Source organism: Cellulophaga sp. BC115SP, assembly GCF_009905545.1.
Lineage (GTDB): Bacteria > Bacteroidota > Bacteroidia > Cytophagales > Spirosomataceae > Flectobacillus > Flectobacillus rivi.
This window is the reverse complement of sequence record NZ_JAAALB010000003.1, coordinates 251077-275556: the sequence shown is the minus strand read 5'-3', so window position 1 is coordinate 275556 and position 24480 is coordinate 251077. Positions and strand designations below refer to the sequence as shown.

General features: G+C 37.3%; 21 protein-coding genes. 6 read left to right on the top strand and 15 right to left on the bottom strand.

Translation table 11 applies throughout. The features are described 5' to 3' along the window. Positions 1 to 52: 52 nt before the first annotated feature. The 3 genes from GVN22_RS04105 to GVN22_RS04095 form a co-directional block, all read right to left on the bottom strand. On the bottom strand, positions 53 to 1582 hold the full coding sequence (locus tag GVN22_RS04105) for a glycoside hydrolase family 10 protein (protein WP_166549778.1): 1530 nt from the start codon (positions 1580 to 1582) through the stop codon (positions 53 to 55). Between the two features lie 338 nt (positions 1583 to 1920). Continuing rightward, positions 1921 to 2616, bottom strand: a complete 696-nt coding sequence (locus GVN22_RS04100) for a response regulator transcription factor (RefSeq protein ID WP_166549777.1) — start codon at positions 2614 to 2616, stop codon at positions 1921 to 1923. Between the two features lie 182 nt (positions 2617 to 2798). After that, the gene (locus GVN22_RS04095) at positions 2799 to 3620 is read right to left on the bottom strand and encodes a hypothetical protein (protein WP_166549776.1); all 822 of its coding nucleotides are present in this window, start codon (positions 3618 to 3620) and stop codon (positions 2799 to 2801) included. Between the two features lie 128 nt (positions 3621 to 3748). On the opposite strand from GVN22_RS04095, the gene GVN22_RS04090 reads away from it, so the two are divergent. Continuing rightward, positions 3749 to 4834, top strand: coding sequence for an AI-2E family transporter (locus GVN22_RS04090; RefSeq protein WP_166549775.1), 1086 nt, complete (start codon positions 3749 to 3751; stop codon positions 4832 to 4834). A gap of 81 nt (positions 4835 to 4915) precedes the next feature. On the opposite strand, the gene GVN22_RS04085 is transcribed toward GVN22_RS04090, so the two are convergent. From GVN22_RS04085 to GVN22_RS04075, 3 genes are all read right to left on the bottom strand, one after another. Beyond that, a complete protein-coding gene (locus GVN22_RS04085) occupies positions 4916 to 5653 on the bottom strand; it encodes a LytTR family DNA-binding domain-containing protein (RefSeq protein ID WP_095160675.1) in 738 nt (245 codons plus the stop codon). Between the two features lie 64 nt (positions 5654 to 5717). Further along, a complete protein-coding gene (locus GVN22_RS04080; RefSeq protein WP_166549774.1) occupies positions 5718 to 6809 on the bottom strand; it encodes a sensor histidine kinase in 1092 nt (363 codons plus the stop codon). Between the two features lie 353 nt (positions 6810 to 7162). Next, positions 7163 to 7813 carry a histidine phosphatase family protein gene (locus tag GVN22_RS04075; RefSeq protein WP_166549773.1) on the bottom strand — a complete coding sequence of 217 codons (651 nt, stop codon included), beginning with the start codon at positions 7811 to 7813 and terminating at the stop codon, positions 7163 to 7165. 257 nt (positions 7814 to 8070) lie between these two features. Here GVN22_RS04075 and GVN22_RS04070 point away from each other — a divergent pair, with 257 nt between their 5' ends. Then, entirely contained in the window at positions 8071 to 8493 is a 423-nt protein-coding gene (locus tag GVN22_RS04070) for a hotdog fold thioesterase (RefSeq protein WP_166549772.1), read from the top strand. 166 nt (positions 8494 to 8659) lie between these two features. Then, positions 8660 to 9904, top strand: a complete 1245-nt coding sequence (locus GVN22_RS04065) for a chorismate-binding protein (RefSeq protein ID WP_166549771.1) — start codon at positions 8660 to 8662, stop codon at positions 9902 to 9904. Between the two features lie 131 nt (positions 9905 to 10035). Here the strand turns inward: GVN22_RS04065 and GVN22_RS04060 are convergent, their stop codons facing one another. The 7 genes from GVN22_RS04060 to GVN22_RS04030 all read right to left on the bottom strand — a co-directional run bounded on the left by GVN22_RS04060 (position 10036) and on the right by GVN22_RS04030 (position 17076). Beyond that, entirely contained in the window at positions 10036 to 11343 is a 1308-nt protein-coding gene (locus GVN22_RS04060) for a hemolysin family protein (RefSeq protein ID WP_166549770.1), read from the bottom strand. A 285-nt stretch (positions 11344 to 11628) separates the two neighbouring features. Further along, on the bottom strand, positions 11629 to 11916 hold the full coding sequence (locus GVN22_RS04055) for a hypothetical protein (RefSeq protein WP_166549769.1): 288 nt from the start codon (positions 11914 to 11916) through the stop codon (positions 11629 to 11631). Positions 11917 to 11930: 14 nt separating this feature from the next. Then, the gene (gene ccsA / locus GVN22_RS04050) at positions 11931 to 14504 is read right to left on the bottom strand and encodes a cytochrome c biogenesis protein CcsA (RefSeq protein WP_166549768.1); all 2574 of its coding nucleotides are present in this window, start codon (positions 14502 to 14504) and stop codon (positions 11931 to 11933) included. 164 nt (positions 14505 to 14668) lie between these two features. Further along, positions 14669 to 15109, bottom strand: a complete 441-nt coding sequence (locus GVN22_RS04045) for a cytochrome c maturation protein CcmE (protein ID WP_166549767.1) — start codon at positions 15107 to 15109, stop codon at positions 14669 to 14671. Between the two features lie 30 nt (positions 15110 to 15139). Then, entirely contained in the window at positions 15140 to 15364 is a 225-nt protein-coding gene (locus GVN22_RS04040) for a CcmD family protein (protein ID WP_166549766.1), read from the bottom strand. A 160-nt stretch (positions 15365 to 15524) separates the two neighbouring features. Beyond that, positions 15525 to 16187 (bottom strand): cytochrome c biogenesis protein, encoded by a 663-nt coding sequence (gene ccsA, locus GVN22_RS04035; RefSeq protein ID WP_166549765.1) that lies wholly within the window; start codon positions 16185 to 16187, stop codon positions 15525 to 15527. An 88-nt stretch (positions 16188 to 16275) separates the two neighbouring features. Then, positions 16276 to 17076, bottom strand: coding sequence for a heme exporter protein CcmB (locus GVN22_RS04030; protein ID WP_166549764.1), 801 nt, complete (start codon positions 17074 to 17076; stop codon positions 16276 to 16278). A 250-nt stretch (positions 17077 to 17326) separates the two neighbouring features. Between GVN22_RS04030 and GVN22_RS04025 the strand changes: the two genes are divergently transcribed. Continuing rightward, positions 17327 to 17545, top strand: coding sequence for a FeoA family protein (locus tag GVN22_RS04025; protein WP_095160687.1), 219 nt, complete (start codon positions 17327 to 17329; stop codon positions 17543 to 17545). 130 nt (positions 17546 to 17675) lie between these two features. Next, on the top strand, positions 17676 to 19796 hold the full coding sequence (gene feoB / locus GVN22_RS04020; protein ID WP_166549763.1) for a ferrous iron transport protein B: 2121 nt from the start codon (positions 17676 to 17678) through the stop codon (positions 19794 to 19796). Between the two features lie 251 nt (positions 19797 to 20047). Here feoB and GVN22_RS04015 read toward each other — a convergent pair whose 3' ends face one another. After that, a complete protein-coding gene (locus GVN22_RS04015; protein WP_166549762.1) occupies positions 20048 to 21517 on the bottom strand; it encodes an NAD(P)H-hydrate dehydratase in 1470 nt (489 codons plus the stop codon). A gap of 376 nt (positions 21518 to 21893) precedes the next feature. Between GVN22_RS04015 and rplS the strand changes: the two genes are divergently transcribed. Continuing rightward, entirely contained in the window at positions 21894 to 22250 is a 357-nt protein-coding gene (gene rplS, locus GVN22_RS04010; RefSeq protein WP_095160690.1) for a 50S ribosomal protein L19, read from the top strand. A 284-nt stretch (positions 22251 to 22534) separates the two neighbouring features. Here the strand turns inward: rplS and GVN22_RS04005 are convergent, their stop codons facing one another. Next, positions 22535 to 24337 (bottom strand): acyl-CoA dehydrogenase family protein, encoded by a 1803-nt coding sequence (locus tag GVN22_RS04005; protein WP_166549761.1) that lies wholly within the window; start codon positions 24335 to 24337, stop codon positions 22535 to 22537. Positions 24338 to 24480 lie beyond the last annotated feature (143 nt).

Sequence of the window (24480 nt, the reverse complement as noted above, 5' to 3'; positions counted from 1 at the left end):
TTTGAAATTAAATGACCTACATTTTGTTCAAAGTAACAAGCCAATCATTAAATTATCGTGTATCCCCATAATTGACAACAACCATTGTAGGTGTTGATTCATTGTGCAGACGGTCAAAAGAAGTGACGGCATATACATAGCCTCTGGCTCTTTCGGAAGTATAATCTAAAAAAGTAATATCTCTACCAACGTAAAGAATTTTATCTACTCTGTAAAGGTTAATCTTTTCTGCTTTTTCAAATCGATAAACGGCAAAATATACATTTTCGTTACCATCTGAAGCTTTCTCTCCTGGTTGCCAAACTAACTTATTCAGTCCATTATCTTTCAACGCAATAACCCTTTGAGGTGGTTTTGGGGCAATACTATCTTTCCATTTCATAGGAGGAATGATAGCAGGATAATGATATAGCGATGCTCTTAGAGAATCTTGAACACCTCCATAATTCTCGGTTAGGCACTTTGAACTAAAAAACATACCTCCTTGAATATTGGCATTACTTCTGTCTAAGCGAATTTGACTTGTAGCCTCCGCATTATTCCAGCCTGACTTGATTTTATAAATACCGTGCCCGATATACAAATGACGTCCATAAGTATGTTGACTCCACCAGTCGGTCAGGACTTTGTAAGGTACTTTAGGGTGACTACGTTCAAAATACACCTGTGGTACAATATAGTCTACCCAACCTTTCTCTATCCATTTACGCGTATCAGCATAGAGTGTTTGATACGAGGTAGTACCTGCCTGTGTTTTTGAGCCTACTTTAACAATAGGGCTATAATTTTGCCAAACTCCAAATGGGCTAATACCATATTTTACATAAGGCTTTATGCGTTTGATTGCCTCACCTATTTGTTGAATCAAAATATCGGTATTACTTCTTCTCCAGTCCTCGATATTTCTATAGCCTGTGCCATATTTTCGAAAAGTATCAAAGTCATTTAATTGTTGCCCTGGCACAGGATATGGGTAAAAATAGTCATCAAAATGAATACCATCAACATCGTAGTTTTTTACAATCTCAACCACTACTTGCACAATATAATCTCGTACTTCGGGGATGCCAAAATTCAACACTTTTTGACCATCATACTGAATCATCCATTCGGGTTTGGTCATACTAATATGCTCAGGCATAATAGAGCCAGCCCTTTTGAAAGTAGCACGATTGAGGTTTAGCCATGCATGAAACTCCATGTTTCGAGCATGTGCCTCTTGAATCATAAAATCTAGGGGATCGTAAAATGGGGAAGGAAATTTGCCTTGAGTACCTGTCAAAAACTCAGACCAAGGCTCTAGTCCTTTGGCATAATAGGCATCGCAAGCATCACGAACCTGAACCATTACAGCATTCATATTTGAACGCTTATGTTCATCCAGAATTCTGATGAAATCTCTTTTTTGTTCCTCTGAATTATATTGCCCTTTTTTGGGCCAGTCTATATTGTCGACAGTAGCTATCCAAACGGCTCTAAATTCATATTTAGAAGTTAGCTCAGCCGTTCTGTTTTGTTGAGAATGACAACTAGAACATACTAAAACACAAAACAGACATACATGGAAAATAATCTTATACATACACATTCCAAAACACTTACTCGATGCCACGTAAGCAACTCTTTTTTTAGGATTTTAAATCAAAATAAGGATATACAGTTCTATTTCAGATAAAGAATTGTGGCAGGAATGCTTGCTGGGAGTTGGTGGCTTAGTTAGAAAAAAATCCTCAACAGCATTATTTTGCAAGTTATTCATAAAATGTCAGAATCTTATCCTTTCTTGATTCAATGGCTAAATTTATCCTATGTTGTAGGATTAAAATGAGTAAATGGCAACAAAAAAAGCCCTCCCATCACGAGAGGACTTTTTTATATTTTTAAGAGAAAATATTTCGTCAATATCTTATCTCATTAATTCTAAGCATCTACCGAAAACATATAACCAACACCTTTAAGCGTTTTGATATAATATTCAGGGATTTTTTCACGTAGTTTTCTAATGTGAACATCTACAGTTCTTTCTACCACGTAAACATCGCTACCCCAAACTTTTTCCAACAATTCATCACGACTAAATACTTTGTTGGGATGATGGGCAAGAAACGATAATAATTCAAATTCCTTTTTAGGCATTACTAAAGACTTTCCATCATTGAGTACAGTGTAGTTTACTCGGTTGATAAAAAGTGAGCCTATCTCCAATTTATCTTCAGCCTCTGACTGCTGCGAATCTCTTCTCAAAAGTGCTTTCAAACGACTTAGCAATGCACGAGGCTTGATAGGTTTTACAACGTAATCATCAGCACCCACATCAAACGCTGCTACTTCGGTGTATTCCTCTGCACGAGCTGTCAAAAACAAAATATAGGTATCCTTAAATTCTGCCAGCAATCTCAATTGACGCGCCGTTTCGATTCCATCCATTTTTGGCATCATCACGTCGAGCAAAATCAAATCTGGTTTAAATTTTTTTGCCACCTCCAAGGCTTGAAGCCCGTCTGTTGCCGAGGCCGTATCAAATCCTTCTTTGGTAAGGTTGTACTCTAATAGCTCAATAATATCTGGGTCGTCGTCGACCAAAAGGATTTTGGGAGTTGGTAGCGTATTGCTCATATATTTGATAATTAGTCGTTGAGCGAAAGTATCATTACTCAACAAAATCAACTCACTGGATGCTATTAATTAAAAATTAATCCAATATTACTCCAGCATTAAGTGTCATTAAGTAACGCGGCTGATAACTACTTACACTCAAAAGCCAATACAAAATTAGTTATCTCAATATTAAGGAATTGTTAATTCTCACAGACCCTATATATTTCACCCTGTTCGTTGGTGATAATTACTACATTTTCATCTAAAAATGCTATAGATTCGGTCTGTTTATGGGGAAATTTTAAACAATAGAGCGGGTTCGAAAAGTCTATTTGGTGTTCTATAATTCTAAAATAATAAATCTTTCCATAACTTATTAACACAAATTTATTTTTCTGTGGATTAATCGCTGCCCCTGTTATTGGCGTCCTCAGATTAATATGCGATTTGAACTGTAAAGTATCAGCAGTATCTCCTATTTTTCTCACAAATAAGTCTGTGCCTGATTTATCTAAATTCTTGGTAAAAACATAAATAGAATCCTGTGCAACAAACATAGCTTCGGCATCTGGAACAGTCTGTTTTTCAGGATAATGAATAGGGATTTTTTGTAAAACAGCATCTATTTTTTTGTTTACTTGATAAATACATAAATCCCGACGCTGATGCGAATTATTACCAATATCACCTATATAAAGATTCCCTTGCTCATCGGCAGATATATCTTCCCAATCAACATTTTTAGCCTGAGAAATAGGATAGGTATTCAGTAACTTTCCAAACAAATCTATTTGATAAATATGGGGGGCACCACCGCTATCATTATGTGTCAATAAGGTTGAATCCTGAGCTAAATATACCAATCCAGAGCTCTCATTGACTTGCTGAGGCAGGTATCCTATTCGTTCAACTTTCAAATGTTTTTTCCCTTTCTGAAAACCTAATTCATGAACTTCATGTCGGTAACTTGCCAACGATGCCTTTAGGTTAAATAAGAACCATAGAATTTTGTATTTGAGCATAAACTGTTTTGGGGTAATTTGTAGGTTCTCGATAATAAAACTAGCTATTTTCAGTTTTTTAAGTATTTTTGAAAATAAGGTTTATCTCTTTTTATTCTCAGGCATCGACAATACTATAATCCATTGCTATGTTATCAGAAATCAAGCTTCCTCCATCTATCAAATTACTCATTGGTCTTCTAACGGTATCGATTATCGTTTGGTGGATGTACCTATTACAAGAAATTCTCATTTTAATCTCGTTTTCGGTGCTATTCTCGATGTTGCTCTATCCTTTGTGTCATCGACTTGAGAAATGGCATTTTCCACGAACCTTAGCCATATTTGTTTGCCTATTGGTTACTCTTGCCATCATGGCTGGGGTCATTAGCCTAATAGCACTGCAAATTGCCGATTTTTCAGATACCTTTCCTACTTTTCTGAAAAAAGGCGAAACATTCATTAATGAATTGCAATCTTGGGCGTCACACAACTTACATATTAGTCGTAAAAAACAAGTAACAGAGCTTCGCAATCAGTCGTTGACTTTGCTCAAAAATAGTGGCAATATCATTACTAACGCTCTGGGCACAACACTCAACTCGCTATCATCAGCGATGTTGATTCCTATTTTTGTGTTTTTCTTTTTACTCTATCGCGACTTTTTCCGTCGTTTCTTTTATCTAGCTTTTGGTAGAGGAAATCGTAAAAAGATTGACCTCGTTTGTACCAGAATTTATACTGTAGTACAGAGTTATTTGCTAGGATTATTTACGGTAATTTTGATAGTGGCGGCACTCAACACGTTGGGGTTGTGGTTACTGGATATTGAATATGCTATTTTCTTTGGTACACTTGCAGCATTCTTGTTATTGATCCCCTACATTGGTATCATGATAGGCTCAATTTTACCTATGTTAATGGCGCTTATTACCAAAGATTCGCCAATGTATGCTGTGGGAGTGGCTGGCGTATTTTTGTTTGTGCAATTTTTGGAAGGGAACTTCATTACACCTCATATTGTAGGCTCAAAAGTAAGTATCAATCCCCTTGCGGCTATGATTGCGTTGATTTTGGGAGGTCAACTTTGGGGGATTTCGGGTTTGGTATTGGCTTTGCCATTTATTGCAATACTCAAGGTAGTATTTGACAATATTGACTCTTTGAAGCATTACGGCTATCTCTTAGGCGAAGCCGAAATTCATCATAAAGGTGGGGGAAGGATATTGGGATAGAATTTAAGGGGTCAGGCATCAGGCAAAAAGGTACTAGTTTTTATTAATTAGTGCCTTTTTGTCTGATGCCTGATAACTATTCTACAAACTCAACAACTCTTTAAATCTAATAGCTTGACGGCGAGAAATTTCGATTTTGTCACCACTTTCACGAAGGGTAACTTGCAAACCTCCCGAAAACCAAGGCTCGATTTTTTGAATATATTTCAAGTTAATGATATGTTTACGATTGGCACGGAAAAATACTTTCGGGTCAAGACGTTCTTCAAGGGCATTCAAGGACTTAAGAACTAATGGTTTTTGGTCATCAAAATACAAACGAACGTAATTACCCATTGATTCGAACAAACGAACATTTCCTAAGCGAACAAACCAGCACTTTTCGCCATCCTTGACAAAAACTTGATCGTTTTCGCTCAAGACAGACGCTCCTTCTTTGGCAGTATCTGAAATTTGCTTTTGGCGTTCAAACTCCTCCTCTACTTTTTGGATAGCCTCACTTAAACGATGTAGTTCTATTGGCTTGAGAAGATAATCAAGCGCATTAAATTCGAATGCTTTAATGGCATATTCGTCGTAAGCTGTCGTAAAAATCACTTCTGGAACATTGCCGTCCAACTCAGCCAATAAGTCGAACCCTGTTTTGCCAGGCATTTGAATATCCAAAAATAGAAGGTCTGGGTGAAGTTCATCAATTAATTGAATCGCTTCGTCGGCATTGGGTGCCTCGCCTACAATATTGATTTTAGGAAAATTTTCTAGCAAACGTTTCAATTCATTACGTGCTAACCTTTCGTCATCAACTATAATTGCTTTCATTCGGTTTTGGAGTAATAGCGTTGGATATTAAAAAAGTATATTACTGAAGACTAATGCCTACTGCCTATCCCCGCACAATATGCGTGATTTTAGCAAAAGGGTTATCTTTATTTTCTACCACTTGACTCGGTATAGGCACGGTAATTTCGGCCGTAACTACGTCTTTGGACGCTTGGTAAATTTTAAATTTGGCATCAGCACCAAATAATAACTCCAAACGATGTGCTGTATTTTCGAGCCCAAAACCTCCCGATTCTGTGGTCTCTAAAACGCCAGTATTACTAATTTCGATTACGACTTTACTATCAACCATTTTGGTTTCGATACTCACAAATCCTCCCTTCACAGGCTTAGAAACACCATGTTTGATAGCGTTTTCGACCAAAGTTTGTAACAGCATAGGTGGAATTTGACAAGTAAGTGTTTCGGGATAAACATTCTTACGTATCTGCAAACGGTCTTCGTAACGAATTTTTTCGAGCGCCAAATAGTCTTCAACTGTCCTCAATTCTTCAGAAAGAGAAACCGTCTTACGGCGGTCGGCCAGCAACGAACTTCTCAATATATTGGATAACTGCGTCACTGCTTTTTGTGCTTTTTCGGGTTCTTCCAAAATCAAGGCGCGAATACTATTCAGAGCATTGAACATAAAATGCGGGTTCATTTGTGCACGTAACACCTTTGACTCAGTTTCACGAATAGAAGATTCTAAACGAACTTTTTCGACCTCAATTTCTGATTTTCTTTCAAAATAATGAGACGCATAATAGAACAAAGTCCAAATCATCAATGGCTTCATAAAGCTGAAACTGAACTGGATGAAGAAAAATATCGACCAAAAGTCAGCATGCTCACGCTCGCGCAAAATGTAACCATCTAGCGGAATATTGATACTCGCCATCATCATAGACATCAACACCACCGAGCCCAAAATACGAGGTACTACCTGACGAATGGGCATTTCGACCCAACCATATTTTTTGATTACTTTTCTAAAATTATGTGTCAAAAAAATCGCAAAAGCAATATTCAAGTCTGCCGAAATAAACCAGTCAATCGACCACCCAAAAGAGTTTACATAAATCAATGCTTCATTGGCTAGCCAAGCTAACCAACCAACAATCTGTAGAGTCCAATATAATTTGATTCTTGGCATTATTTCTTATCTAATTCGTCTGTATTAATAAAAATTTATGCTCGTATCAACAAGCAAATAATCGTTTTTGAATCATGCTAAAATGCGTTAGCGACAATTTTTCATTACCTTCAAAACTTTATTTAGCGTAATAACTCATGTCTGCTTTGCTCAGGAGGATTTTTTTAAAATTACAGTTAAAATAAGCACATTTATCCCACAAAATCATTGAATGGCATCAGGAGATGATAAAAGGTTTGGATTTAGGGTAGAAAAATATTAGTAAATGCATTTTTCAATAGTTACCTCCCATAATCAGGCACAAAAAAAGAAGCCCATGGCGATGGGCTTCTTAACTTATAGACTTCTCAAAACTATAGACCAAACAAGTGCGTAGTATCGCATTCGAGTTCGGCAAAGAATGATTGTGTTTCGTAATCGTAAATCAGCTTGTACAGACATAAGTTCGAGTGCTCAAATGTATCCATTTCATGTAGAGGCTTATCTAGCAACATCGTTAGGATAATTCTCATGGCACGACCGTGCATGGCAACCAAAACAGTTTCTTCATGCGGACGAGACAAGATTGTCTCAATAGCTGGCTTTTGTCTTTCTAGTACTTGCAAAGGACTTTCGCCTCCCTCTGCTGCCATATCAACGCCTCCTGTTACCCAACTTTCGATAAGAACTTTATAGTATTCGTTATCTATATCATTTGGCACACGTCCTTCTCTGATGCCCCAACTTATCTCATTTAATCCTGAATGTTGTTCCCAAGGGATACCTGATTCTATAAACTTATGAACAGACTGATGAGTTCTTTTAAGGGCAGATGTATAGACTTTGTCAAAATTGATATTTTTATAGCTTTGGTAAAATGCCTCTGCCTGTGCACGTCCAAGCTCATTCAAATCAGAATCTACGCCACTTCCCTGCACGATACCTTGGCGGTTAAATTCTGTTTCACCGTGACGTATCAGGTAAATTGTTTTTTTAGTAGGAATATTGCTTTGGGTATTAGACATGCTATTTAGTTGATATGGAGTAATATAGAGCTATGAAAAATTGTCACAAAAATACATTTTTTAGGTGATTATGCTATCTCATGACTAAAAAAGAGATGATTTTTGACAGAAAAGTAAGTTTTTGTTAAAAAAATGATAATATAGCTCGCTATGTTAATAATGGATTTTTGACAGTTGGATTTAATCCAATAAATGAAAAATAGGTCAAATCTCTAACTAAGGTTTTCTATCTTTAGAAAAATTTAATTCACTTCACTATGTTTAATACTTCTTACAGCCTTGAGCAGTTAAATGCCATGGGGCAAAACAATATGCTCAATCATCTGGGCATCGAATTTGTAGAACTTACTGCCGACTATCTCGTTGCAAAAATGCCCGTCGATCATCGTACTAAGCAACCGATGGGTCTTCTACATGGCGGTGCCTCAGTAGTATTGGCTGAATCATTGGGTAGTGTAGCTTCTTTTTTGAGCCTTCCCGACCCTACCAAACAAACCGCTGTTGGTGTTGAAATTAATGCGAATCACCTCAAATCTGCTAAATCGGGTTTTGTATATGGCAAATGTACTCCTATCAAAATCGGACGTAATATTCAGGTATGGGAAACCCAAATTACCAACGAAGCTGGCGACTTGATTTGTGTAAGCCGATTAACAACCATGGTGATTGATATAAAATAGGTAATAGCCAATTGGTTAATGGAATTTTCTGTTTTTTTGAAACAAGTAAATTCTAAATTATGTTATATTTGAAAATGTAAAGATAGCTTAAGGGATATTTTTACCCAACTATCTAGTAAACAAATAGTTAACATATTTTTCAGACGTATATAAACATTTCAAAAATATGACTCCAACTTCGGAAACTCATATTTCGACGCAAGTGCCACAACTAGAATTTTTCTGGAAAACTGCTATTTCAGAAGGGCTACCTGTTGCCCTCTGGAGATTACCTAAATCCACTGAAAAACAATTACTTATAGATTTATCTGGACGTACTAGCCAAACCAAAATCGACTTAGAGGAGCTTCCTTCAGGCTTTGCTATGAGTCCTTTTATTGGCGAATCCTTGTTTCTAAAAGGAGATTTGTACTATCATTTTGATCAAGACAATCAATTGGTAGAAAACAACATTCATCCTAGTTCGGAACAAGCCCAAGAGTTTTTCAGAAAAGTTCAGCTCACCTACGACGAACAACACGAGGACACTCCTATTTCATCAGCCAATTTTACCGTAAATTATACCAAAAACTTTGAGTCGCCCACCGAATCATCGCTTTACAACGAGATTACTTATGCCGAAATGGTATCCGATGCCATCGATGCTATTCAGCGAGGAGACATGCAAAAGGTAGTGCTTTCGAGAACAAAGCAAATTACTTTACCAGAAAATTTTGAGGTAGTTGAGGCATTCAATAAGCTTTGTGTGGCATATCCAAATGCTTTTGTGTCGTTGGTGTATTTACCACAGGAAAAGGCTTTATGGCTTGGTGCAACCCCCGAAACGCTTATTAGCATGAACAAAGAGGGGATTTTTAGAACCATGTCCTTGGCTGGTACGCAATCAGCTATTGGACCAAATGGAGAAAAATACCATCCTGCCGAAATTCGCTGGGCATCTAAAGAAATAGAAGAGCAAGCTTTTGTTAGCAGATATATCATTGAATGCTTTAAGAAAATTCGTCTTCGTGAATATTACGAAGTAGGTCCCAAAACTGTTCAGGCAGGTAATTTGATGCACCTCCGCACTGATTATAGTGTCAATACCCATGAGGTGAATTTTCCACAATTGGGCACAGTCATGATAGAGCTTTTGCATCCAACTTCAGCCGTATGTGGTATGCCCAAAGAACCAGCTTTGCGCTATATTGCCGAAAATGAATTACATTCCAGAGAGTATTACAGTGGTTTTTTAGGACCTGTAAATATTCATGACGAAAGCCATTTATTTGTCAACCTTCGTACGATGAAAATTCAAGGCAACCAAGCTACACTTTTTGCAGGTGGTGGTATTACCGAAGATTCTAATCCAGTGAAAGAATGGTATGAGACGGAAATGAAAAGCCAAACGCTTTTGAGAGTTATTTTATAAGATGTTTTTCATCACAGATAAAGGAAAAGGGATAGTAACCGTTGGCTACTATCCCTTTTCCTTTATCTTTTAAATATTAATGCAGAATTGCGAGTTACAATATGTAATTTTTTAAAACTCTCCACTCAACCTCAATGCTTCATCGAAAAGCTTTCTGTTTTTCGCTCAATTTCTCCAATAATGGTCAACTTTACTGTATCAATACGAGCATCCATCATGGAGATAATTTGGAAATTGAACGGATGAGCAATAATCGTTTCGTTTACTTCTGGAATATCTTCATTAATACTGATAATCATACCTCCTAAGGTATCGTAATCACCTTCTGGGAGATTCCACTCATATTTTTCGTTGAGATAGTCAATTTCCAAACGAGCTGACAGTAGATATACTTTATCTTCTAATCGCTTCTCTATCAAATCTTCGTTATCGTCATATTCGTCCTCAATATCTCCAAAAATTTGCTCCATTACATCTTCCATACTTACCAAACCCGAAGTACTTCCAAATTCGTCTACAATCAAGGCCAAGGATTTGTGTTCTTTAGAAAAACGAAGCATTAAATCTTTGGCAGGCATTGCTTCTGGGACAATCAGAATAGGCTTCAAAATACTCTGAATGTCTTTAGGTTTCTTAAACAAAGCCACCGAATGACAATACCCAATTACATCTTCTAAGGTATCTTTATAGACCAGTACTTTTGAGTGACCACTCTCAACAAAAATTTTCTTTAGCTCTTCTATACCGTCCTCTAAGTCTATAGCTACAATTTCGGTACGTGGAATCATACAATCTCTCACTTTTACCTGCTTAAACTCAAGTGCATTGTTAAAGATTTTGGTATCTACTTCAGCTTCCTCCTCTGTCGAAATTTTACGATTAAGATTTTGCATATAATGGTTCAAATCTGTCAAACCAAAAGCAGGTTTTTCCTCCGAATATTCTAGACGAAGTACATTTTTGATAAACCAGCTTGAAAGTCCTACAATTGCCCATACCAAGGGATACATGAGCGTATAAATAATCCAGATTGGAATAGATAAAACCTCCAAAAAGCCATCTGGATTGAGTAGAAACACACTTTTGGGGGTAAACTCTGAAGTACCCAAAATAATAACAGTCCCTAAGATTGACGCAATTAGGCCAGGAACTAGACCTGTACCAAAAACGGGGAAATAGTGCTCAATCTGATGATGCAGATAGCCCTCCATAAAAATACCATAAGCTACCAACGACAACGTATTGCCAATAAGTAGGGTACCGATAAACTTAGAAGGGTTTTTGATAAATCTTGAAATAATTTGTCCAGTGATTACACCTTGTTTGGCTTGTAGCTCAAAATATAACTTGTTAGCCGAAACAAATGCCATTTCAACACCTGAAAAGAATGCTGAAAAAACCATTGATAATATAACACCTATTGCTTGTTGGGAGTCCATCTGGGGTTGGTTTCAATTTTGAATTAGAAGACATAGATGTCGAATGCTTGATTGGTTAAATACATCTATATCTGTGAGTTAGACAACCGTATGTGATTTGATTAGCAACACAATACGAAGGTATGGTTTAGAAAAACTCACATTCTCTAAACATCAAATTGCATATTTTTGGTCAAATTTCAAAAAGAAAGAGCGATTTATCAAACCGCTCTCCCTAAAAATTTGACATCTGTGGGCTTTTTTACAAAATCTTACTATTAAAATACTATGCCCAACAGCTGGATTTTACTTTTTCTTTCCTTTTAACAAAGCCTGACGTTGCGACTTTTTGAGGTCTCCAACAGGCTCTTTTTTATCACTTTTGTTCGATTGTTCTTCTTTCTTCAAACGAATTTGTTTAGAATACTGAAAGTAAAACAAACAACCCACACACATCATAAGCCAGCTATAATGGTAAAAAATCTTTGTCCAAAAAGTATTTACCTCTGGCGGTGTTCCTGCACGAAGGTCAAGAACCCAAATTATCAAAAAGCCTAAAGCTGCTGACAGCAATAATATTTCTTTTCTGCTCATGAGTTTGTGCTTAATTAAAATCCTTTATCTCGCATCAGTTTGAATTCACGATAACGGCGGATTGTTGCCATCACGAAACCAATCGATAAGATAATTGTACCTATCCACAAGATATTCACCAAAGGCTTTTCGATGGCTTTCAAAATAATAAAATCTCTTTGGGTTGTATTAATATCAAAGGTGAATTTACCTGTTTGAGGGTCTACACTCACAAATCTTGCTCGTACACCAGCCTCTGCATTTTCCACTGGTGGCATAGCGACCATACCATCACGAATGACAAATACTGGTTTTATTTCATGTGGAATAGCCTCTTTTCCTGAAATCAAAATACGTGCTTGAACTGCTGCATCTTGTGGACCAAGAGGTTTTCCTTCAAACTCAGTTACACGTTTTACTTCGTCCAATACAGCCACATAATCATTCAAGAAAAAGGTATCTTTTACCGCAACCGTGAATTTCTCCGTTTTGCTCCACTCCTTCTCATCCAAATTCGGTGCCAAAGCTACATAAGTATACAAATCACCCAATGCCGAGTGCTTCAAGTCTGGCGAGAAAGCATTCCCCATTTTCTTGTTGATTTGAGCACGAGGATATAACGTTGTCACTTTGCCATCTTTATCACGGAAATCTATTTCGTAATACTTATTTTCAGGAAAAACGGGTAAAGTATCGCCTTTGGCATAATACTTTTTACCTTGTTGCTCAATATCTTGAAGAGCCACAGCATGGAAATCGTTCTCAATTAATTCTACCAGCTCAGGACGAACATACTCAGGTAGCTCACGACCTTCTACTCGAACCCCTTTGTAAGTGAGCGTGTACTTGCCCATTTCTAAAGGTGTATTCAACCACAATACTACGTTTTCTTTATTTTCTTTATCGTTATTTTTGGTAAAAGCTTCGTCTTTATTCGAAATAGCAAAACCCGATGTATTAATCGAAACTACTTTAGAATAACCCGACGAATACAAAATACCGAATAGCATCATCGCAAAACCAATGTGCGTTACAGCACCACCTGATAGCTTGTAGTTGCCACGAGCGATATTAAACAAAATTGTTCCGTTGGTGACAAAAGCATAGATACACGCAAAAAGTAAAGCGATATAGGTTGGATTACTGAAAAAATCTCCCAACTCTAATTTGGTTGTTGCTAAAATACCCAAAGAAGTCAAAATCAAAGACACCAAAGCGGGTGTTAAGAAATGCTGAGATATATTTTCTTTCTTGATTTTTTTCCACCAAAAATATTGACCAGTACCTGTCAAAATAGCCACTGCTGCGGCAAACCACAACTGGAATTTTGAATAATACGTTGGCGCATCGGCAGGTGGTGCTAGTTTAGACACAAAGCCCAAGGCTTCTACTATTTTGTTATATACTGGCAAAGACGTTGCTGCAATAATTTGGAAAGACGACAAACACAAAGCTGTAGCGCCAATAAATATCCAGAATTCACGACTATATACAGACGCCTCTTGTTCTTCTGTTGGGATGTTTTTCCAACGATAAATTAACAAACCTACTGCACCCACTAAGAAGAATAAAAGATATAACAATAACTGTCCTGAAAGACCCAAATCTGTAAATGAGTGAACAGATGCCTCGCCTAACACACCACTACGGTTCAAGAAAGTAGAGTATAAAACCAAAATAAAGGAAGTAATCACCAAAATGAATGAGATGCGCAATGCCGACTCATTGGTTTTGTAAATAATCATACAGTGAATTGCAGCAACCAATACTAACCATGGAACAAATGAAGCATTTTCAACAGGGTCCCAGTTCCAATATCCACCAAAGTTGAGCGTTTCATAAGCCCAATAAGCTCCCATGATAATGCCTATGCCAAGTACTGCCGCCGAAAATAACGACCAAGGCAAAGCAGGACGAATCCATTCTTTGTACTCTCCACGCCACAAACCAGCAATCGCATAAGCAAATGGAATCAAGGTTGTAGCAAAGCCTAAGAATAAGGTTGGCGGGTGAATTACCATCCAATAGTTTTGAAGCAATGGGTTCAAACCACGTCCATCTTCTGGAACAAAGTTGGGGTTCATTTTCCAAACAGGTAAATCAGGCATAGCCTCACGCATTAACAAGAATGGTGATGAACCAATTTTGAAGTCAATAAGTGGTAATACTATCCCCAAAATCATCGAACAAAGAAAAGCTTGAACAGTAGCAAAAACTACCATCAAAGGAGCTTCCCATTTGCGATTGGTTTTGATAAGAATCAAGCCCAAAAGTGCATGCCAGAAAATCCACAATAAGAAACTACCCTCTTGACCTTCCCAAAAACATGAAACAATATAATATACAGGAAGTGCAATCGACGAGTGTGACCAAGCATATTGATACTCGAAATAGTGGTTATAAATAATGGAATAAAGCGCCACAATTACTCCTACAATCGAAAGACCATGTAGGTAAAAAGAATAGCGAGAAAATTTCTTCCAAGACTCTTGTTCTTCGAGGTTTTTAATTTGAAGTGATTTGAAATAGCCAAATGCAGATATTACCGACGTCACAAACGAGATAATAATACACAAATGACCCACATTTCCGATAGTTGTATGTAACATCTTGATAAAATGGGTTTGGGGAGATAGACCCTAATTTTTGAATACCATTGAGGCATTTTTAAGACAAATACGACTCCTACACTCAATAAAAGAGTTTGGAAGTCGTATCTGTTGAAGTAAGCAGTAAGTCTGAATCAACTATATGGCAACAGCCAACTGCCGAATTATGATTTAGAAGCAGTTTTTTCTACTTCTTTGAAATCCACATTTCCATCTTGGTATTTAGAAGGGCATTTCAATAAGATTTTTTCACATTTAAAAACCTGACCTTCCATATTACCAATAATCACGACTTGCTCAGAACGATCCATATCTTGAGGTTTTGGAGCATCATATACAACTTTCTGTTCACGTCCTTTGTTATCAACCAATGTAAATTCGAAGTGATTGGCATCAAGTGCAGGATTATAACTCATTCCTGTAACATTACCACCAGCATCTTTTTTAAGTTTACCCACTACGTGTACTTTCTCTGCACTACCGTCTTTAGCCATATTTTCGGCTACGCCAAAGTCAACATAAGTACTAGCGTCGGTACCCGTTGACACCAAAATCACCACTGCAATGGCAATGATAATTAGTCCGAAGATGTGTGTTTTTTTCATGATTATTGATGCGTCTTTTTGAGATTTCGCTTATTTCGAATTGAGAGTTTTTTCGATTTTTGAAATTTTCTTATCCAATGTTATCAGATAAATTACAACACCCAAAAATATAGTAACCACCACAGCGACTACCGCGTAAATACGCCCATCTGCATATAATTTATCAGCCATTTCTGGCTCACCAGCAGCATTGTCTTGAGCAAAAGAAGCTAGCGAAACTAGCATTAATGTTAAAAATGATAATAACTTTTTCATTTTATCTATCGAGCCTTTAGTGATAAACTTGGGGCTTTTTATTTAGTAAAAGACTTTTATTAATGAGAAATAAGTAAACTCTTGTTTGGTACCGAATTGTAAATAACAAATGATGAATCCAGCAAAACTCCTTATGCTCAACTCTCCATCCAAAACTTATCTAGGCTTCATTCGCTTGTCGTTCAATTTTACGAATACGTAAACGAAGATTGGTAATCCAATAACCCAAACTAATCCATCCAATTACAGCAGGATAAAAGACAATGCGCATAGCACCTTGTGTATCCATTGGTTTAAAACCTGGGTTACCACCATTACCTGGGTGCAACGAATCGGTCATACGTGGCAAAATGATTAGTAAAGGAATCAATAATGCTATAGCAAAAATGTTATAAATCGCCGAAATACGTGCTTTTTGTTGTTCGTCTTCAAACGAGCCTCTTAAAATAGCATAAGCAAAGTAGATTAATAATCCGATAGCTGCGCCATTGAGTTTTACATCGTTGGTCCACCAAGTACCCCATGTATAACGTGCCCAGATACTTCCTGTTGCACAACCTACAACACCAAACAAAATCCCAGTATAGGCATAAGACTCCGCTTTGTCGTCGATAGCAGTAAGTGGATTTCTCAAATACTTAATCGAATTGATAACCGAAATTGTCAACATCACAAACATCGAAAACCACATCGGCACGTGGAAATACAGGTTACGAGCCGTTTCGTGCAATACAGGCTGACGAGGAATATGTCCCAAAAAGCCCCAAACCATTACATACGACAGCATCAATACTGCCAAATACTTATACCAATTCTGTTTCATTTTATCATTTATTAACTCTATGTTGAATCATTGAGTTTTTTCTAAATTTTTACAAATGTCTAGTAATAACTATAAACCACTCAATTCTCTAACTTCTCCACAAAAAAGGGAAAAGTATCACCGACAATACCAATACGATAGCATCAATTGCCAAAAGAATCATTACTTCGTCTAGGCTTTCACCTCTATCTAGTCCATCGAGTGCATTTTTTGATATTTTTATTAACATCAGTAACATCGGAATAATCACTGGGAAACTCAATACTGCCATCAATGTTGCACTGTTTTCGGCTTTTGATGCAATACCAGCAATCATCGTGAGTGTGCTTGCAAAACCAATTGCCCCAAGTATAAGCGCCACCAAATACAACCCTACATCACCTACTGGATTACCCATCACCAAACCATACACCCCAAATCCTACCAATGACAATACCAACATCAGGATAGAGTTGTAGATAATTTTCGAAACAATAATTCCAACTGGATTAGCTAAGGTATAATAATAGAGAAGACGCCCGTAACGCTCCTGCGTGAAGCTTTTGGCAATAGCATTAACTGCTGTGAAAAGAATGATAATCCAAAAAAGCGTGTTCCAAGTAATTTTATCGATATGGTTTGTCTTCAATCGAAACGACAAATAACACACATATACCGTACTCACAATATATAAAAGCATCCCATTGATAGCATATTTTTGCCTCAACTCCAATCGTATCTCTTTGTCAATTAATGCTTTTATTTCGTTTACCATGTCGAATAACTCTCTGAGGCTATATTTGGCATAATGTTGATGAGTCAAATTTGGATAGCCCTTTTTCAAAATTTTCCGCAAAGTTACGACACAAACAAACTGCAAACTCAAAAAGGAAGTAATATTTTGAGACATTCGCCCAACAACTTTGTAGGGAGATTTTTAGAGGACAAATAGAATGCAAAAACTAATGTTTCAAAATGATTAAAATCATAATCAAAAAGAAAATTTGAGGTTTAGTTCGCAAATATTTCTTTAAACAAGGAACTCTTTGTTTATTTGCACTTGTTTTGAATAAGTCTAAATAAAGTGCAAATTCGTAATTTGTTAAGTCTTTAGAAATTTGTACTTTATATTACAACTACTATTAATCGAAAGCGTAATCATGAGAACAGTTGCGGATTTGAAAATCGGGGAAAAGGGCGTGATTGTGAGCTTTAGCGACGAACTTCTATCACTCAAATTGTTAGAAATGGGCTGCTTGCCCGGTACTCAAGTAACAATGACACATATTGCCCCCTTTGGTGACCCAATCGCCGTAAAGGTTTCTGGCTATGTTTTGTCAATGCGAAAAGATGAAGCCTCAACTATTGTTGTTGCTTAAATAATACCACTTTGGTTGGTCTTGGATTTATTCTATTTTCATAAAAGACTAATCAATAACAAAGTGAATAGATAGGAACAAACTATGCGTTTTTACGTTATTAGTTTGAAGCCAAAAATTGCTAATAGCCTTGAAGAAATCACCCAAAATAGCATTAATCGGTAATCCCAACGCTGGAAAATCATCTTTGTTCAATAGCCTTACGGGGCTACGCCAAAAGACAGGAAACTTTCCTGGCGTAACTATGGACAAGTTGATTGGGAAATGGAATTTGGAGACAGGCACTGAAGCCGAAATTCTAGATTTACCGGGGATTTATAGTATATATCCAAAATCAGTCGATGAGCAAGTTGTTATCAACATCCTTGCCAACCCACAACATCCTGACTATCCAGATATGGCCATAGTGGTAGCCGATGCGTCTAACCTTAAACGCAATCTATTACTATTTAGCCAAGTTCGTGACCTTGGTATTCCTACCGTTTTGGCACTCAACATGATTGACGTTGCTGAAAACTCAGGTATCGTAATCAATTCTTTTAAGCTCGCCAAAGAGCTCAACGTAGAAGTTGCAGAAGTCAATGCCAAAAAAGGTATCGGACTCAATGGCTTACGCCTTGCAGTAAACAAGACGCTTGAGCAACGATTCAATTCTAACGACTCGTTACCTGTAGAATATTCGCCCGAATTGATTGATGAAATCAAAGAGAAATATGGTGATACCGACGATTACCACGCCTTGTTATGGCTTTCGGAACACGATAATTTGAAACAATTCAATACCGAGCAAAGAGTAGGTTTCGATAAACTTCAAGAAAAATATGGCTGGAATTCCAAAAAATTCCAAGCGCAAGAAACTGTTTCTCGTTATGCGGTACTCAACGAAATCGTAGATGGTTGTTTGCATCAAATTCCTGTAGAAGACGAGCCTGTAAAAACTTGGACTGATCGTTTGGATAAAGTCTTTCTTCATCAGTTTTGGGGCTATTTTGTTTTCTTGGGTATTTTGTTTGTTATGTTCCAAGCAGTATTTACTTGGGCTGCTTATCCACAAGATTTGATTGATAATGGTGTAGCGTGGCTCAATCAATACCTCAAAGACACCCTTCCAGAAAGCCAATTGGTTAATTTATTGACAGACGGATTGATTGCTGGTATTGGAGGTGTGGTCGTATTTGTACCTCAAATCGTATTCCTCTTCTTGTTTATTTCATTGTTGGAAGAAACAGGTTATATGTCCAGAGTGATGTTTATCATGGACAAATTGATGCGTCGATTTGGGTTGAATGGTAAATCCGTTGTGCCACTTATTTCAGGGGTAGCATGTGCTGTACCTGCCATTATGAGTACTCGCAGCATTGGCTCATGGAAAGACCGCTTGATTACTATTATGGTAACCCCATTGATGTCGTGTTCGGCACGTTTGCCAATTTATACGGTGCTTATTGCCCTAGTAGTTCCAGAAAAGAGCACCCTTTTTGGCATTTTCAGTTTGCAAGGAGTTGCCTTATTTGGTTTGTATTTACTAGGTTTTGGAATGGCGATTCTGTCGGCATGGATACTAAAAGTAGTATTAAAAGCCAAAGAAAGAAGTTATTTCATCATGGAGCTCCCTTCTTACAAAGGTCCTCGTTTCAAGCACATTATGATTTCTTTGCTTAATTCTACCAAAGCTTTCGTATTTGAAGCTGGTAAAATTATCGTTGCTATTTCGATTGTGCTTTGGGTAATGGCTAGCTATGGTCCAGGCAATGCAATGCAAGAAGCAGAACAAAAAGTGAAAACTGAAAATCCAACTTTAACAGGAGCGGATTTAGAAAATAAAATTGCGGCTCAAAAACTGGAATCATCGTATGCGGGTCATTTTGGTAAGGTTCTCGAACCAGCTATTAAGCCTTTAGGATATGACTGGAAAATCGGCATTGCCTTGCTAACTTCTTTTGCAGCGCGTGAGGTATTTGTAGGAACTATGTCAACAATTTATAGTTTAGGAGGCGAAGTAGACGACGAAAACACCACCGTCATGAATCGTATGCGTGCCGAAATAAACCCTGAAACTGGCAAACCGATGTACGACGCGGCATTAGGCTTTTCACTTATGATATTTTATGCCTTTGCTATGCAATGTATGAGTACCTTGGCTACAACATATCGTGAAACAAAATCATGGCGCTATCCTGCTATTCAGTTGGTTTATATGACCACGCTAGCATACTTATCGGCATTTATTGTGTATCAATTGTTGAAATAAGAAATTCATTCTTTTGAGCTAAATAAAAACATGAGTCATCTTGAATTTTAGGATTGAGATTATTCTCCTGGTTTTCATCAAAAAAGCGGTCGGAAAATATTTTCCGACCGCTTTTTTGATATTACGATACTACCATGCTAGACATGACTCGGCTTTAGACGCAATCATTGCGTCTCTACTAGTAAAATTCCTATTAAAAAATCACTCATTCACAATTTCTTAAATCACTAAATTTGAAATGACTTACGTGTTTACCATCTCAATTTTTCAATAATATCGCTTGGTAACATTGCCATTTGTCCTCTTTCCTGTGCTGCCATATCACCTGCTTCACCATGTTTAAATACACCAATAATCGCAGCTTCTTCCGACGAATACCCTTGAGCTATTAGTGCTGTAATCATCCCTGTTAGGACATCGCCACTACCTCCTGTTGCCATTCCTGCATTACCTGTCGAGTTAAAATAAACTTCTTGGTTGGGTAAAACTATAGCGGTGTACATACCTTTTATCAACACAATACAATCATATTTTTGAGAGAACACTTTTACTTTTTCTAGTTTGTCAAAATCATTTTCCCAAGCTCCTATCAAACGTTGTAATTCTTTGGGATGTGGTGTCAAAATCGATTTTGGAGGGATAGTAGCAAGTATATCTGGATTCTCAGCCACAATATTTAGCGCATCAGCATCCAATACCACAGGACATTCAGCTCTTAATAATATTTCTCTTAGAAAAACCTGAGTCTTATGACTTTTCCCAATTCCGCATCCTACACCAATGACAGTGTATTTTTCAAGGTTGGGGCAAATACTTAATTCTTTTTCTGCTGGGTCAGTTTGGCACATGGCTTCTGGAACAGACACCTGCATAATTTGGTATCCACAAGAGGGTATATAGGTGGTTAGTAAACCTACTCCCGAACGTAAGCAAGCTTTTGCTGAAAGTACAGCCGCTCCTATCGAGCCATAACTTCCGACAGCCAGTAAAGCGTGCCCAAATGTACCTTTATGTGAAAATTTTGCCCTTTTTTTAAGTGATACACTATCCGTCCAAAAGAAGGATGTTGAGGTATTTTGGACATATTCTTTTGAAAGTCCAATAGGCAAACATTCCCATTCACCCACATATTGTAGATTTTGAGGCATCAAAAAAGCTAGTTTTGGTGCTTCAAAAGTCAGGGTGTAATCAGGGCAAATAATGGTATTGTCACCAGCAATTGGCTGAGAAACATATAGTCCCGAGGCAATATCTACTGAAATAATAGGAAGCTTGCTTTGATTTATTTTCTGAATAACATCTTTCAAAATACCTTCTACTGGTCTATTCACACCAGACCCAAGAATCGCGTCTACCACAACAGAATTTTGCCCAATAACGGGAAAATCCTTCAAGCTACTAATGGCATGCACAGTGGTTATTTTAGCTAGTCGGTCGTAATTAATCAAAAAGTCAGCACTAGCTTGAGCACTATATTCTATGACATAAACCTCAACCTTTTTATTCATTGAGGCAAGTATCCTAGCAATAGCCAATCCATCTCCTCCATTATTACCTTTTCCACAAAAAATCGTAAAGTCGTTGTCTGAAAAAAGTGACAATAACCTATCCGTAAATGCTTCAGAGGCTCGCTCCATCAAATCAATGGAAGTAATAGGTTCCTGTGCAATAGTATAAGCATCCCAATTACGAATCTGCTGGGCATCAAATATTTTTTTCATTGTATAAAAGCTAAAGATGTGTGCAAAAGTAAGTTAGTGGCAAAAGTAAAATAGTTTTATTCGCTTTTAGCTCTAGGCTTTATGCTGTAGGCTAAAAGTTAAATAGTATTTCTGATGAAAAATTGAAGCTTTTGTATCTAATGCTTAGAGTTTACAGCCAAATGCATCATAAAGCCTCCAAGTTTTTTCTAAAATCCTTAAGCAATTTATTGGTTTTACATATTTTTTTTCGGAACTTTGCACCCCCAAAGATTTAGTAATTATGTGATTGGGCAGTCAAACTACAATAATGTATTGTTTTTCAGACCTTTAATATCACCGCTAGTTATTAATCAAGTCAAAAAATTTAGGACTTAAACAATAAAAATCATTCAAGATGAACGATTTAATCAAATTGGTAGAAGCTGAAAACGCTGCACGCCGTGCAGAATTGCCCGAGTTCTCAGCAGGTGATACTTTGAACGTACACGTTAAAATCCGTGAAGGTAACAAAGAGCGTATTCAGGTATTCCAAGGTACTGTGATCCAACGTCGTAACAGCGGTGCTGGTGAGACTTTCACAGTTCGTAAAATTTCTAACGGTGTAGGTGTTGAAAGAATTTTCCCTTTGTTGTCACCAAACATCGACAAAATCGAAGTATTGCGTAAAGGTAGAGTACGTCGTGCAAGATTGTTCTATCTTCGTGGCAAACACGGTAGAGCTGCAAAAGTTAAAGAAGCTAAAAAGAAATAGTCTCTTGACAAAAGCAATATACAAAAAAGTCACTCTTTACGGAGTGACTTTTTTTATGCCCAATAGCTAAGTTATAGCACAAAAAAAGAGGTGAAAAACATCACCTCCTTTCTATTTACCTAAAAATCCCCTTCATAAATTTTAATCTAATAACTGTAAGCGAATTAAGTTAGTGGGCATTTTACCCGCTTTAAGCTCTAGGCTTTATGCTGCAAGCCTAAAGTTTAAAAGTGTTTCTAATAATATTACGAATACAATTTTTACCTGCTAAATACTTTAAATCTTTATATAAAAATATATCCGTTCTTTTGGATCGCAGCATCAGCCAATCTTCTTCTTGCATCCTTCAAATTAATTGGCTCGATTTTCGTAAAACGTTTCAAACCCATCAACATTACTCGTAATTCGTCGCCCTCAGCAAATGAAGTAATTGCTACTTTTCCTGCAGAATTCAATTTGTCAATAGCAGAGTGTAAATACACCAAAGCAGCATCTTTTTCCAAAGCACAAGCCTCTTCGCCACGAAGTGTAATTAATTTTTCAACACGCAACAGCACCGATTCAGCCACATAAGTTTCAATCAACATATCGGCAAGATTCATGATGATTTCTTGTTCCTCCTCAAACTTCATCATAAACTTCTGAAGCGATGCACCAGCAATCATCAAAATGGCTTTTTTCATGTTTTTGAGTGCTTTTTTCTCAGGAATAAATAAGCCATCTTCCTCTTCTGCACCAAAATCAGGAATTGATAAAATTTCTTTCCCAACTGCCATAGCCGCAGGCATCAAATTCAACTCACCTTTCATAGCACGTTTTACGATGGTACCTACAGACAACAAACGGTTGATTTCGTTGGTACCTTCAAAGATTCTGTTGATTCTTGAGTCACGATAAGCGCGATCCATTGGTGCTTCAGCCGAAAAGCCCATACCTCCGTAAATCTGCACCCCTTCGTCTACAACATAATCCAATACCTCCGAGCCATGAACTTTTAACATAGCACATTCAATCGCAAATTGCTCTACGCCTTTGAGCTTTGCCTGTCCACTCTCCATACCCGATGCTAGCAGAGTATCAATAGCATCGTCGATATTTTGTCCTGCACGATAACAAGCCGACTCAGAAGCAAAAACTTTAGCAATCATATCGCCAATTTTGTGCTTGATTGCACCAAAGCTAGAGATACTAGTACCAAACTGTTTACGTTCGTAGGCATAGTTTACAGCAGTCGAAATAACTCCTTTGCTTGCACCTACTACGGCAGCAGCTAATTTGATACGACCAATATTCAAAATATTTACAGCAATCTTAAAACCTCCCTCACGTGTGTACAATTGGTTTTCGACTGGCACTTTACAATCATTAAAGAATACCTGACGTGTTGAAGAACCTTTGATACCCATTTTACGCTCTTCTTCGTTCATGGTAATACCACCAAACGACTTTTCCACGATAAATGCTGTTAATGACTTATCATTATCAATTTTGGCAAAAACAATGAACAAGTCAGCAAAACCACCATTGGTGATCCACATCTTTTGCCCGTTGATGATATAGTGTTTGCCATCTTCAGACAATACTGCTTTTGTTTTTCCTGAATTAGCATCCGATCCAGAATCTGGCTCTGTCAAACAGTACGCCGCTTTCCATTCGCCTGTTGCTAATTTGGGTAAATATTTGGCTTTTTGTTCTTCTGTTCCATAGTACAAAATAGGCAAGGTTCCAATACCTGTATGTGCCGAAAGCGCTACCGAAAACGAATGTCCACCACCACAAGCTTCTGTTACAAGCATTGAAGTATTGAAGTTCATGCCAAAACCACCAAACTCCTCAGGAATAGCAGTTCCTAATAATCCCAATTCTCCAGCCTTATCCAATAGCTCGACCATTAGGTTGGTATCTTTTGCATAATCAATAGCATCGAGTTTCGGATGTACTTCTGTACGCAAAAAATCTAAACAGGTCTGAGCAATCATTTGTTGCTCTTCATTGAATTCTTCAGGAATGAAAATTTGAGAAGCATCAATGTCTTTTATCAAGAACTCTCCTCCTTTAATGGATGATTTGCTATCTGTAAGTACCATATTTTGAATATTTTACGATTCGAAAATTTTCTAAAAGCTAGACTATCGTATGCAAGCATACTAATTTTCTGTAAATATAATAAATAAAAAAAATGTTATGCAAGCATAACATTTAAAATATTTTCTAAAAAAGTAAAAATAGT